The sequence below is a fragment of the Staphylococcus sp. McC-251-APC-3A2 genome, assembly GCF_009695665.1.
GTDB lineage: Bacteria > Bacillota > Bacilli > Staphylococcales > Staphylococcaceae > Staphylococcus > Staphylococcus cohnii.
Window position 1 is genome coordinate 764378 of sequence record NZ_VUNO01000001.1, and the last position, 13764, is coordinate 778141.

Annotated in this window: 13 protein-coding genes and 1 riboswitch; of the genes, 5 read left to right on the forward strand and 8 right to left on the reverse strand. The window is 31.6% G+C overall.

Going from position 1 to position 13764, the window contains the following annotated elements; translation table 11 throughout:
• Positions 1–238 precede the first annotated feature (238 nt).
• The 3 genes from FYJ81_RS03705 to FYJ81_RS03715 form a co-directional block, all read right to left on the reverse strand.
• Positions 239–898 carry a potassium channel family protein gene (locus FYJ81_RS03705; protein WP_019467854.1) on the reverse strand — a complete coding sequence of 220 codons (660 nt, stop codon included), beginning with the start codon at positions 896–898 and terminating at the stop codon, positions 239–241.
• An 89-nt stretch (positions 899–987) separates the two neighbouring features.
• Complete coding sequence (locus FYJ81_RS03710) at positions 988–2004, reverse strand: cytochrome d ubiquinol oxidase subunit II (RefSeq protein ID WP_107384425.1); 1017 nt, start codon at positions 2002–2004, stop codon at positions 988–990.
• Entirely contained in the window at positions 2004–3356 is a 1353-nt protein-coding gene (locus tag FYJ81_RS03715) for a cytochrome ubiquinol oxidase subunit I (RefSeq protein ID WP_019467856.1), read from the reverse strand. The genes FYJ81_RS03710 and FYJ81_RS03715 overlap by 1 nt, the downstream gene beginning before the upstream one ends.
• 200 nt (positions 3357–3556) lie before the next feature.
• On the opposite strand from FYJ81_RS03715, the gene FYJ81_RS03720 reads away from it, so the two are divergent.
• On the forward strand, positions 3557–3796 hold the full coding sequence (locus FYJ81_RS03720) for a glutaredoxin family protein (protein ID WP_107384420.1): 240 nt from the start codon (positions 3557–3559) through the stop codon (positions 3794–3796).
• Between the two features lie 646 nt (positions 3797–4442).
• On the opposite strand, the gene ptsP is transcribed toward FYJ81_RS03720, so the two are convergent.
• The 5 genes from ptsP to auxA all read right to left on the reverse strand — a co-directional run bounded on the left by ptsP (position 4443) and on the right by auxA (position 9887).
• Positions 4443–6158 carry a phosphoenolpyruvate--protein phosphotransferase gene (gene ptsP, locus FYJ81_RS03725; protein WP_107384421.1) on the reverse strand — a complete coding sequence of 572 codons (1716 nt, stop codon included), beginning with the start codon at positions 6156–6158 and terminating at the stop codon, positions 4443–4445.
• A 1-nt stretch (position 6159) separates the two neighbouring features.
• Positions 6160–6426 carry a phosphocarrier protein HPr gene (locus FYJ81_RS03730; protein WP_019467646.1) on the reverse strand — a complete coding sequence of 89 codons (267 nt, stop codon included), beginning with the start codon at positions 6424–6426 and terminating at the stop codon, positions 6160–6162.
• A 162-nt stretch (positions 6427–6588) separates the two neighbouring features.
• Positions 6589–7134 carry a DUF697 domain-containing protein gene (locus FYJ81_RS03735; RefSeq protein WP_107384422.1) on the reverse strand — a complete coding sequence of 182 codons (546 nt, stop codon included), beginning with the start codon at positions 7132–7134 and terminating at the stop codon, positions 6589–6591.
• A gap of 58 nt (positions 7135–7192) precedes the next feature.
• Positions 7193–8362 carry a class I SAM-dependent rRNA methyltransferase gene (locus tag FYJ81_RS03740; RefSeq protein ID WP_107384423.1) on the reverse strand — a complete coding sequence of 390 codons (1170 nt, stop codon included), beginning with the start codon at positions 8360–8362 and terminating at the stop codon, positions 7193–7195.
• Positions 8363–8585: 223 nt separating this feature from the next.
• Positions 8586–9887: a lipoteichoic acid stability factor AuxA gene (gene auxA, locus FYJ81_RS03745; protein WP_107524124.1), complete on the reverse strand. Its 1302-nt coding sequence runs from the start codon at positions 9885–9887 to the stop codon at positions 8586–8588.
• A 239-nt stretch (positions 9888–10126) separates the two neighbouring features.
• Between auxA and graF the strand changes: the two genes are divergently transcribed.
• From graF to FYJ81_RS03760, 4 genes are all read left to right on the forward strand, one after another.
• Positions 10127–10261, forward strand: a complete 135-nt coding sequence (graF, locus tag FYJ81_RS12985; RefSeq protein ID WP_019467642.1) for a glycopeptide resistance-associated protein GraF — start codon at positions 10127–10129, stop codon at positions 10259–10261.
• A 495-nt stretch (positions 10262–10756) separates the two neighbouring features.
• Positions 10757–10858: riboswitch (TPP riboswitch) on the forward strand.
• 74 nt (positions 10859–10932) lie between these two features.
• On the forward strand, positions 10933–11508 hold the full coding sequence (locus tag FYJ81_RS03750) for an ECF transporter S component (protein WP_019468131.1): 576 nt from the start codon (positions 10933–10935) through the stop codon (positions 11506–11508).
• Positions 11509–11520: 12 nt separating this feature from the next.
• Complete coding sequence (locus FYJ81_RS03755; protein ID WP_107384854.1) at positions 11521–12942, forward strand: ABC transporter ATP-binding protein; 1422 nt, start codon at positions 11521–11523, stop codon at positions 12940–12942.
• Positions 12935–13741, forward strand: a complete 807-nt coding sequence (locus FYJ81_RS03760) for an energy-coupling factor transporter transmembrane component T family protein (RefSeq protein ID WP_119535832.1) — start codon at positions 12935–12937, stop codon at positions 13739–13741. Before FYJ81_RS03755 ends, FYJ81_RS03760 begins: the two co-directional genes overlap by 8 nt.
• Positions 13742–13764: the final 23 nt, after the last annotated feature.

Below are 13764 nucleotides of genomic sequence, written 5' to 3' on the forward strand. Positions count from 1 at the left end.
CTTTTCAAAATAAAGCACTCATCCATTTGCTATGGATGAGTGCTTTTTATATTAAAATACTTGCTATTTTGAACGTATTGTTTTGCCTGTGGATGAGGATATAGTATACCTCTACAGTATCTCACATACATAATTCACATCGCGATCACCAGTTAACAAAATCAGTTAATAATTAAAAAAGAAGGGTTTGGGCACCATTGATTTGTCCCTACCCCTTCTTTAATTTATATATTATTATTTATCTAACTACCTTTTTTTCAAATCGGTTTAAGTCATTGTCATGACCAATCATAATTAAAATATCTCCAATTTCAATATTTATGTTTGGATCTGGAGATACGATAATATCTCTGCCTCTTTTAATAGCGATAATACTTATACCATATTGAGCTCTAATATCTAATTCTATTATTGTTTGGCCTGCCATCTTTTCACTAACTTTAATTTCTACTATTGAATGTTCATCTGCTAATTCTAAATAATCTAAAACACTAGCACTAGCTACATTATGTGCAATTCTTCTGCCCATATCTCTTTCAGGATGAACAACAGTATCTGCACCAATTTTATTTAAAATTTTAGCATGATAATCATTTTGAGCCTTAGCCGTTACTTTCTTAACGCCCAACTCTTTTAAAATTAAAGTCGTTAACGTACTAGATTGAATATTTTCGCCTATTGCAACAATAACGTGATCAAAATTTCTAATGCCTAAACTTTTCATCACTGCTTCATCAGTTGTGTCAGCAATTACAGCATGTGTGGCAATATCACTATATTCATTCACACGTGCTTCATCCATATCAATCGCCATGACATCCATATCTAAGGCATTTAATTCTCTAACAATACTACCACCAAAACGACCTAAACCTATAACCACATATTCTTTATCCATATGCGTCCTCCAAAAATAAGATAATTGAAATATATCAAATATTAGTAGTTTAAACAATAAACATTACTACTGTATTTAAGTATATTTGTCTACTTTTTACCTTCAACATATTTTTTATCAAAAACAAATAATCTCAATAATAATATTAGCGATGGAATTAATAAAAGTAAACCTAAAATAAACGCGATGATTAAAGCAATAGCCATACCACTATTAACAACATGTTCATCTATGCGAATATATGGATATAAAATATATGGTAATTTACTTGCACCGTAGCCGAAGAACGCAAAAGCCATTTGTAAAATTACTAAGATAAATGCAAAACCGTGCCACTTTTTCATCAATGTGAGTAACATTGCACCAGCAAAACATAGTAAGCTGAGTACAAACATCCACCAATAATCAAATACTGCTGTATAGAAATGCGTCTCATTTTGCAATCTTAATGATAGAAATACAAATAATGAAATAGCAATCATTGGCGGTCCCCAAAATAAGAACCAGTATCTTAATAAACCATAAGCAGGTTTATCATTTGCTTTAGAAGCATAATAAGTTAAAAATCCAGACGAAATATAAAGTACGGATATAATTGCAAGAAATACTACTGACCATGAATATGGACTTAACAATAATTCAAACCAATTTAAATCTAAATGGTTACTTGAGCCAGTAATATAACCACCTTCAGAAATCGTTAAAGTAGTGGCTAAGGCTGCAGGTATGAATAAACCTGCTAAACCATATAGTACAAGCCACGGTAGTTTTGTATCTGGTCCATAGTTTTCAAAGGCATAAAAGCCACCTCTAATGGACAACAATATCAACGCAATAGATGCTGGTAAAAGCAATACTGTACCGAAATATTTAGCTGTATCTGGGAAAAAACCAACCATTCCTACGAAAAAGAATACGAAGAAAACATTCGTCACTTCCCAAACTGGATTAAGGTAACGTGCAATCAAGTGATTAATTTTTTTATCTTGTTTTGTTATTTTAGCGTGTAGCGTAAAGAAACCAGCACCAAAATCAATTGATGCAACAATAATATAACAAAATAAGAATATCCATAGTACCGTGATACCTATATATGCAAATACCATCATGCATCACCTCTTTCCGATGAAGTTACTTCAAATTCTTCATATGCTGGTTTATCCTTAAACATTCTTATTAATACATAAGAAGAGGTAACAATTAATATTAAATATAATATACCAAATAATATTGTTACGAGTGTTAAGCCACCTGCTTGAGTAGCCGCTTCAGCCACTTTTAGATATCCACGTACAATCCAAGGTTGACGCCCTTGTTCCGTTAAGAACCAACCAAACTCTATCGCTAACATCGCTGCAGGTCCTGTTAATAAAGCACCGTATAGCATTGGTTTTGAATAAGTGAATTTCCGTAATTTTTTAAAGCATAATGTTAGTACAAATGCAGCTGAAACAATTAAACAGAAGACACCCATTGACACCATTAAGTCAAAGTAATAATGTACTATCATTGGAGGATGCAATTCTTTTGGAAATTCATCCAACCCTTTCACTTTAGTATTGACATTGTTGTCAGCCAAGAAACTAAGTAGACTCGGAATTTTAATTGCTCCAGTTACTTCTTGTGTCTCTTCATTTAAAGAACCAAAAAGTACTAAATCGGCATTGGATTCCGTATCAAAATGCCACTCATACGCAGCTAATTTTTCTGGTTGTTCTTGATGTAAAAATTTTGCAGATAAATCTCCTGCTAACATTGAACCTAAAGTAAAGATAATGCCAAGAATCATTGTTAATTTCAATGCTTTTTTATGATATTCTGCATCTTTTTTAAACTTATTTTTCACTAACTTGAAAGCAGCAATGGCAGCTAGTACAAAAGCCATCGTCATAAAAGCAGTCGTTACAACGTGAAAAGATCTTATTAAAAATGAATCGTTAAACATTGCTACCCAAGGTTCAACATTTATCATTTTACCATTCTTAATATCAAAACCAGCTGGTGTATTCATAAATGAATTGACAGCCGTAATAAAGAAGGCAGAGAAAGAACCTCCAATAATCACTGGTATACTAATTAAGAAATGTGTCCATTTACTCTTAAATCTATCCCAAGTGTATAAATATATACTTAAGAAAATTGCTTCAAAGAAAAACGCAAATGTTTCCATAAACAACGGTAATGCAATCACATGGCCGCCCATTTGCATAAACGTTGGCCATAATAATGACAGTTGTAATCCTATAATCGTACCTGTTACAACCCCAACTGCCACAGTAATTGTATAACCTTTAGACCATCTTTTGGCTAATGTTATATAATGAGGATCATTCTTTTTAATCCCTAAAAACTCAGCAACTGCAAACATCAATGGGACACCTACACCAATTGTTGCAAATATGATATGCACTGCGAGTGTCATTGCAGTTAGAAAACGAGCTAATTCAACTGAATCCATAATATCACCTTTTTAATTTATTTGTGACAAAAATCACAACGTCCATTCATTATAAACCCAATGGCTATGTTTTAAAATTAGTTAAACTCAGAATTAAGTGACAAATTAATGACCAATTACATGCAATTTTATAACTTGAATTTTAATTAAAAGTCACTTACTATTATAGAAAACGACTTTGTAGAAAGGATTGATGTTGAATGACTGATATCATCATTTACACACAGAATGACTGCCCTCCTTGTACCTTTATTAAAAACTATTTAACTGATAAAGGCTTTAAATATATAGAAAAAAACATCGCTAATCAGCAATATCGAAATGAAATGATTGATTATGATGCTTTTGCAACACCTTTTATATTATTGAATGGTGAACCGATGTACCAAGTTGATATGGAAAAAATTAACCAAACCTTAAATATTGAAACAACACATTAAACCTCTCAAATACAAACACATTAACTAAATCAACTGAAATAAGGCTAATGCATCATTTTAAACGGGTTAACTAACCATAACCTAATTTCAACTGTAATAAACAATTTAGTGAGTTGTGAATTCTCCAAAACTACTCAACTTCGCATACATTTCCATACCATTCAAATAAATTTCAATATAACTATAAAAAGCGTCTAGGACATAAAGTTCTTGAACAAGTGAAAAAGACAATATCTATTGGATCATATAGAAATTGCCTTTTTCATTAAAAATCATTTCAACAATTTCATTAACATGTCATGACATATCATTTGTGGGAATAAGAATTGAAGTTCCATTGGTAGTGTAAGTTGAGTCACATTATAATCTTTATACATGAGGCACCTCGTTAATATAGTTCAATAGTGTTTATTAGATTATACATGATGACCTAATTTTTTAAGTATTTGAATGTAAAATCACATATGGATGCGACGTATTTCGGCGAGACTCTTGTGGGAATAGGACAAGCTGAAGACTATAGGCTGAAGCTGTCCCCTAAGAAAGCGAGCCAACAAAACGAAGCATTGAATAAAAAGAAGCACTCAGATGAATTGATTTAAATCATCTGAGTGCTATTTTTCTGGGATTTGTGTCCCAATCTTTTTTATTTCGTATAATTACTTACTAAGTCTTGTACTTCTTCAGAAGTAGCACAGTTAATTGCTTTTTGTGCCAATTCTTCCATTTCATTTTTACTTAACCCTTTAATTTGACGGCGTGCTTTAAGAATTGATGTAGCACTCATAGAGAATTCATCTAATCCTAAACCTAATAGTAATGGAATAGCAGTTTCATCTCCGGCCATTTCTCCACACATTCCAGTCCATTTGCCTTCATTATGAGAAGCATTAATCACTTGTTGCACTAAACGTAAAATTGCTGGATTGTATGGTTGATACAAGTATGACACTCGCTCTGACATACGATCTGCAGCCATTGTATATTGAATTAAATCATTCGTTCCAATACTGAAGAAATCTACTTCTTTAGCAAAAACATCTGCTAATGCAGCTGTTGAAGGTATTTCTACCATGATACCAACTTCTATATCATCAGATACTTCAATACCTTCACTTGTTAAATTTTCTTTTTCTTCTAATAATAATGCTTTAGCATCACGGAATTCTTTGATTGTCGCTACCATTGGGAACATAATATTTAATTTCCCATAAACTGACGCACGTAATAAGGCACGCAATTGTGGTCTGAAAATCTCAGGTTGATCTAGACATAAACGAATTGCACGATAGCCTAAGAACGGGTTCATTTCTTCTGGTAAATTTAAATATGGTAGTTCCTTATCTCCACCTATATCTAAAGTACGAACAACAACACGTTTATCTTCCATTGTTTCAAGCACTTTTTTATAAGCTTCAAACTGTTCGTCTTCAGTTGGCATTTCGTCTCTACCCATATATAAAAATTCAGTACGATATAATCCGACACCTTCAGCACCATTTTCAATTACACCTTTTAAATCATTTGGTGTACCGATATTAGCAGCAAGTTCAGCATGAACACCGTCAATAGTTGTTGTTTCTTCATCGCGTAATTTTTGAAGCTCTTTCTTATCTTCAAAGAAACGTTCGCGTTTGTTTTGGTATGCAATGACTTCGTCTTCTGTAGGATCAATTATCACTTCACCAGTCAAACCATCAACAATAATCATGTCACCTTGTTTAACTTCTTCCGTTATTGATTTCGTACCTACTACTGCAGCAATTTCAAGTGAGCGACTCATAATTGCTGAGTGAGAAGTTCTGCCTCCAATATTTGTAACAAAACCTTGTACAAATTCCTTGTTTAATTGAGCAGTATCTGAAGGCGTTAAATCATTACCTATAATAACAACGCTTTCATCAATCATACTAGGATTAGGTAACTCCACACCTAATATATGTGCTAAAACTCGTTTCGACACATCGCGAATATCTGCAGCACGCTCTTTCATGTATTCATTATCCATTGCTTCAAAAATAGTAATGAATTGTCCAGTCACATCAGAAAGCGCAGTTGGTGCGTTAACTTGTTCATTTTTAATTTTGTCTTCAATCGGTTGAATTAACTCTGGATCATCCAAGACTAATAAATGTGCATCAAAAATAGCAGCTTTATCAGCGCCGAGATTTTTTTCGGCATTATTTCTGATTTTTGTTAATTCAACTTTAGATGTTTCAATAGCATTTTGAAACTTAGCAATTTCTGCGTCGACATCTTGAATCTTTTCACTATCGTATGAAAGATCAGGTTCAACTAATAAATATGCTTTAGCAATTGCTACGCCATCTGAAGCAGCAATGCCATTAATATAATTAGTCATATTATTTAGTTAATCCTTCTTTTGATAAGATATCAGTAATCGCTTCCATTGCATCTGTTTCATCACTACCGTCAGCATAGATTGTAATTTCAGCATCTTTACCTACGCCTAAGCTCATAACACCCATGATTGATTTCAAGTTAACTTTTTTACCGTTATATTCTAATTGAATATCTGAATCAAACTTTGATGCAGTTTGAACAAGCATTGTAGCTGGACGTGCATGAATACCTGTTTCGTCAATAATTACATATGATTTTTGTTCCATAATATGATGTCTCCTTCGTATAGTTAGAATCGTTAGTTTATTATAAAACCTAGCATAGTTTTATATAATAACATTACCAAATTATACATATAAATTCAATTCGTTGCACCCATGATATGACAATATTCATTGAATATTGTTTCTTTTTATGAAAACGCTCCACTATTCCATTAAAGATTTAGCAACCTTTTCACATTTTTCAATATGGTCATCGCCGATTTTTTTCATAAAGTAATAGCTGATAGAAGCTGAGATGGCTTGACCTACAAGTGGGAACCATTTCGTCTGTTTTGCAGCCATACGTTTTGCAACGTCTCTGATAACCACTTTTAATATGGCATTAGATACTTTTCTACCGACAAATTGACTGCCTTGTATTGCAGCTGCTGTAAAAATACGTTCTTTTACATCTTCTCTCATCGAATTAACTTGTTTGTGATCTAAGCCATAAATTTTATTAACATCTTCAATGATATCTCTCATTAGCTTGATATCTACACCAAAGTCAAGACCTGGTATTGGTACAATACTCACACTCGAAGATAACACTGATTTTTTTCTCACTATAGCTTGGGCACGTTGACGACGTTCATCCAATTCAATGTTCGTCGTCGGTATGGTACTTTTATTTTTTATATCTTCAATATTTAAAACTTTATTTCCGACTTTCTGTGTTACGTTATTAGTTATTTTATTCTTAAAACTCATGATATTCACTCCTTGATAAAATCTAGTACTGTAAAATGATTACCCTATTTCAAAGAAATTACTGTATATTTACAAAAATAGCTTTCAAATATTTTGAAGGTTTGTAATGTGGATGTGTTTTAAAATCTTTTGGTAATCCCATAACTTCTGATAATTCAAAATCAACTTCTGCACTATTTAGAGTGTCTTTAATCATCTTCTTAAATGCTTTTAATGAAAATGTACTATTGTTTGTACACAATAATAAAGTTCCACCTGGTGAAAGTACGTCCAAAGCACCTAAAATTAATTTATCGTAATCTTTCAATACTGAAAATGTTTTTTTCTTATTTCTAGCAAAACTAGGTGGATCAATCACAATTGTGTCATATAGTAAATCATGACGGCGTGCGTAATTAAAATAATCAAAGGTATCCATTACAAATATATATTGTGTTTTTGGATCAATTGCATTTAAACCAAAATTTTCTTCTGTTAAGGTACGTGATCTATTAGCTAAATCAACACTAGTCGTCACTTTGGCTTTTTCTGCTGAGATAACTGAAAAAGCGCCAGTATAACTAAACACATTTAACAAATATCTATCTTCGGCAAAGTGGTCTCGTAATTTCTTACGCACTTCTTTTTGGTCCAAGAAAATACCTGTCATAGGACCATCATTTAAATCAACATTATAAAACGTGAAATTTTCTTCGATTACAATAGGAAATTCCGGTGCCTCACCATCAACAAATCCACCAGCTATCTGAGCATCTTTAAATCGCATTTTTTCAAATAAAGAATTATATTTAAAGGTATTTTTTAAGGCACTTAAAATTTGATAACGATATTTATAAATACCTTTAGAATACCATTGTATTAAAAAGTGACCGTTATAGTTATCAATTGTCAGGCCACCTACACCGTCACCTTCACCATTAAAAATTCTAAAAGCATTGGTACCCTCAATGTTATAAAAATATGCTCTTTCTTGTTTAGCAATTTCAAAAAGTCTCTCAAAGAATTGAGTATTAATCACTTCGTTTTCGTCATAACTTAATACCCAGCCAAGACCTTTATGTTGTCTTCCGACATATGCTGTTGCAATATAGCTTTGTTCATCATTGATTAATGAGAATAAATCGCCCTCTTTCAAATGGTCATGCGCAAATACATCATCTTCGTCGATTAATGGGTATCCATTTAGATATTTCGTTTCTTTACCTTTATTTAATGTGGCAGTTTTCATAATTATATGTCAGCCTTTCTACTAATTTTATAATTTATGCTTTCTTATTCTATCATCTCAATAATCATAGTAACATCATTTATATGTAATTGAATGCTTTCTCAATTCACACATTGTATCGTTTTTCATTAAAATCATCAGGTGCTTTGCGCCATTACAATCATGAACAAAAAAAGAACTGGCATATAGCTAAGGCCAGTTCTTTTAAAAATATATTTACTTGTTAATCTTTTGAAGGTTCACGTAATTTAATAATGAATGATACAATCACTGCTATTAACATCACAAACAATATAGGCGTAATGAAAATAGACAATAAAAGACCATGAACCATGATATTCACAAATTCTGTGAACAATTTGAAAAATAATATACTTACCATAAATAACTGCAGATAATAGAATTTATCTCTCAAGTAGTTTGTTAATGTCGTTAATATATAAGCAATGATAATCAGCATCAATAATAATAAAGTAATCCATTCAATCACATATTGTGTTTGAGAAATTTCCCAATTACCTGAAACAAATAATGCGTTTCTATTATTAAATTCTATGATTGTAAAGAATAATAATACAACACCACAAAATATTTCTACATAAGCTGATTTAACCCACTTTGGTATTTTCATCCAATTTGGTATATCATCCTCTTGTATATCAATAATATTCTTCCATTTTTCGATAAATTTGTCTTTTTTATCTCTTAATTTTTGAATATCAACACTTCTACGTGTTTTTCGAGTAAACTCAGTTGTCTTATCTTGTAAACTTTTCAAATGTTCTTTCGTTTGGTTTGTAACTGTACCTTTGCTTGTTCTCGATAATTCAGGTCCCTCTTCACCTAATTCTTGTTTTGTTAAAGGTAGTGCCCTTCTTAAAAACAAGAAGTTCCAAATCGACATTTGACCTAATAGCCACATCAATAAAAAGAATGAATTTACACTCAAAATATCAATTGGAATGATTTCGTCACTATCTATTCTTCCATATAACACGATTTGCGTAATTAAATAGCTTATGCCATAACTGAAAATAATTAATAAATAATGATATTTTCTATGATTTGGATTTAATTCATCTTTATATACAATATACCCAATATGAATCACAAATGGGATGATAAAAATGATGGCAAAAAAACTATAAACTTGTGTCATTAAAATAAGTGTTATAATGAAGAACAGTATTCCTATAACTAAGAAGAAGATTGAAACATCATAATCGTATCTTGTTGTTCTTAATAGAGTGAATCCAAGTAGGATAACTGCAATACCAAATAAAATAATTAACACTGCACTTATAACTGGGAAATTCCCTATATAATTACTCATAACTCTTATGATTTCTGCAAAAAATGCATTTATAAAATCCCAAACATTATGAATATGTAATTCAATTTTACCTTTGTCCTTTAAATCATGGATCATAGATAAATTTATTAAAATGATGAGACCTGTGAAGAGCGAAACGATGCCTATTATATAACTATATAATATCTCAGCGTGTTTCTTTAAAAAAGACATACCATTCACCTCAAAGTTATTATATATTAACATTTAGTTCTTGTCTTTAATAAATCAATAAATAAGTCTATAGTATGATAGAAAATAGTTGTACAGTCAAGTTTCCACCAAACATAATCAATTAAACAAATATTTCAAATTCAAAGAAATACATACCGTTAAATCTTTATGGTTTAGTTTTCAAATGAAGTGGTATATTGAAAATATAAGTAATTTGAATATTGAAGGAGTGTTTAACTATGAGTAAAGAAGAATTAAATAAAAAAGCAGCTGAAAAAGCAAAAGAAGCTGAAGATAAATTAAAAGATAAAAAAGAATCTGCTGAAGAGAGTACTGAAGAAACGAAAAAAAATATTCAAGATACTCTAGATTAAAATACACGCTTTTGATTTCTAAATGAGTATTGCTTTTTAACATAAATGGACTAATCTGTGTAAAATTGGATTAGTCCTTTTTTTGATATCATGTCGTTTTTTACCGTGCATGTTTGACTGAAGATATGATCTATGATCCACATAATCCCAGTTACTAGTCACTCATAACATCTTACCTATGCGTCAAAACATACAACATCCTAGCAAAGATGTATTTGAACAACAGAAAAACTTCATCATAAGTTAAACACCACATATCATTTATCGTGATATGTAATTGACCTTAAATATTTACTTTTATTATTACAAACGTTGAACGAAACAATTTTTAACTACCAAACACACACAGCCATATCACCAAATTTTTAAACTAATGCGCTCTATTTAACCTTATGTTATGTTGTACGATTTAGGTTATAAATATTAATTTCAACGTGAATACACCTTGACATAACTAATTAAAAGTCATACATTATAGTTAAAATTAAAAATTAATATTCGCACTAGGGGTGTTTTGTGACTGAGATGAGGTATACCCTCAAACCCTTTGAACCTGATCTAGATTAAACTAGCGTAGGAAAGTGTATCGTGATATGTTTTTGGTATCCGTATGCCTATATTTAACGCGCAACTTCTAGAGGGTTGTGCGTTTTTTTATTGGAGGAGAATTTATGTCAAAAGGTTTAAAACTATCAGAAATTTTAGTAACCGTACTTATAGCTGTTGTTTTTGCAATCGTTTATAATATTTGGACTTTAGTATATAAAGCAGTGCAGGTTTCTGGTCTTCATCTAGAAGAATTAACATACGGTGCGTGGTTTATGGCCGCAATTGTTGCATACCTGATCATACCAAAAGCTGGTATTGCCATTTTAGCTGAATTTGCAGCAGGTGCAGGTGAAACGATTGTTATGGGCAGATTTGATATTCCCACAATGGTCTATGCGTTACTTCAAGGATTAGCATGTGAAATTATTTTCGCTATTTTTAGATACAAATCACGTTCGGCAATGGTAGCTATGTTAGCAGGATTTTTAGCATCTGTTGCGACACTTCCCCTTGATTTTGCTTATGGTTATTTAGGAGAAATTGCGGGTTGGAACTTAACACTTTATATCGTATTTAGATTGATTAGTGGTATTGTTGTGGCTGGATTGTTGTCCTATTATATTGTGAAAATATTAGATCAAACTGGCGTCACTAAATTATTCAGACCTGCAACACAAAAAGATTATGACAATTTATAAGGAGCATAAAAGTTGATAGTCACTGAAAATCTACGTCTTAAATATCCAAATGGACAAAAGAAAATATTCGACAATTTATCACTTCATATTAAAGATAAAGAAAAAGTGCTTATACTCGGCCCTTCCGGTTCAGGTAAAAGCACGCTACTTAATGTTTTAAGTGGTATCGTACCAAATCTTATTGATTTACCTATGAAATACGATAAATTAGAGATTGATCATGATTGTGGTGTTATTTTTCAAGAGCCTGATAGTCAGTTCTGTATGCCAAAAGTATATGAAGAACTCGCTTTTGTCCTGGAAAACTTACAAACACCCCGACACAAAATGGATGCCATGATCGAAACAGCACTCGACTCTGTAGATTTAAACGTAAATAAAGACCAATATATCAATAATTTAAGTGGTGGTATGAAACAAAAATTAGCTATTGCAGAAACATTATTACAACAAGCCGACACTTTATTTTTAGATGAACCAACAGCGATGTTAGATGTACCATCAACGGAAGACTTATGGAATAAGATTAAAGCCCTATGGCAAGACCAAACTGTTATCATAGTTGAACATAAAGTAGAACATATATGGCAACATATTGATCGTGTTATATTATTAAACTATGATGGTGTCATTATTGGCGATGCCTCACCCGCTGACATATTAAAAAACTATGAACACCTTTTATCCGAATATGGTGTTTGGCATCCAAAAGCGTGGGACAACGCACCTTCACCTATCGATTTACAACCATCTAATGTACAAAACGCCGATAATCATCTATTGCTTTTTGAACAAGGTTCTGTAAAAAGAAGAAAACAAATACTTATTGATATACCAAAATTCAATGTTACTAGCGGGGAATGGATTACAATTACTGGTGCAAACGGTTCAGGTAAGACTTCCTTATTAGAATCGATCATGCAGCTCATTAAATATGATGGCACAATGTTTTTTGATGGCAAAAAACTCACCAAAATTAAAGAAGCTGCTAAAAATATGTATCTTGTATACCAAAATCCTGAACTTCAATTTATTGCAAATTCGGTTTACAAAGAAATCTTCATCCAAAACAAAGCCAATTACCCTTCCATATCAGAAGCTGATGATAAAACTGTACAAATGCTTAAAATGTTAAATTTAGAAGATGTACAATCACAACATCCGTACGAATTGTCAATCGGTCAAAAACGTAGACTGAGTGTCGCCATAGCTCTAAGCTCTTCATCAGACTATATTTTATTGGATGAGCCAACGTTCGGTTTAGATAGCCATAATACTTTTAATTTAATTAAATTATTCCAGCAACGCGTTAAAGATGGTCAAACTATCATTATGGTTACACATGACCCTGAGATTATCGCACGCTATCCTACACGTAAATTGTATGTAAGAAAAAAACAAATACTAGAGATAGCAGGTGATAATCATGTTTGAAATGTGGAAAAAGCATTACTCCTTCATGGATGACGTGAATATCATTACAAAATTAACATTAGCCGTTATTTTGTTTTTCTTTATTATATTTGTACATCAATTTGATTACATGATTTATATTTGCTTATTGATGTTCCTATTTTTATTACTATTCAATGGTATAAAATTAAAAATTACATTTGCTTTTATTTTCTTTACTATTACTTTTAGCTTAATTTCAGCTTTATTCATGATTTTTTATGGTGAAGGTACACATATTTTGTTTAAATTTGGATTTATTCAAATTAGCACTGAAAGTTTGGTTAGAGGGCTACATTTAGCATTACGTACAACAACCGTCTCATTTTTCGGTATCTTAATTGCTTTCACATCTGAAATTGTAATGGTCTTTTATAGTCTTATGCAACATTTAAAAGTTAAACCCAAAGTTGCTTATGCGTTTATGGCTGCTATACGAATGGTTCCATTAATGATTAGCTCTTTAGTTCAACTTAGGAAGTCTTTAAAAATGAGATATCAAATTATCTCTCAACAAAATTACAATATATTAAACAGAATCAAACATCTTATTATTCCACTTTTAAGCCAAAACATTAGAAAAGCACATCAACTTGCTGTTGCAATGGAGAAAAAAGGTTTTAAAGATGGTCCGCGCACCTATTATTATCATGCGCCTTTCTCGTATAAAGACATTCTATTAATCATCGTTTTTAGCATCATTTTGATAGTTGCTTATTTCCTAGCACTTCACTTACCGATTACGGGTATAAACGATGTTCGTATAAAAAATATATATTAACGATTACCTTATTTTATCCAAAA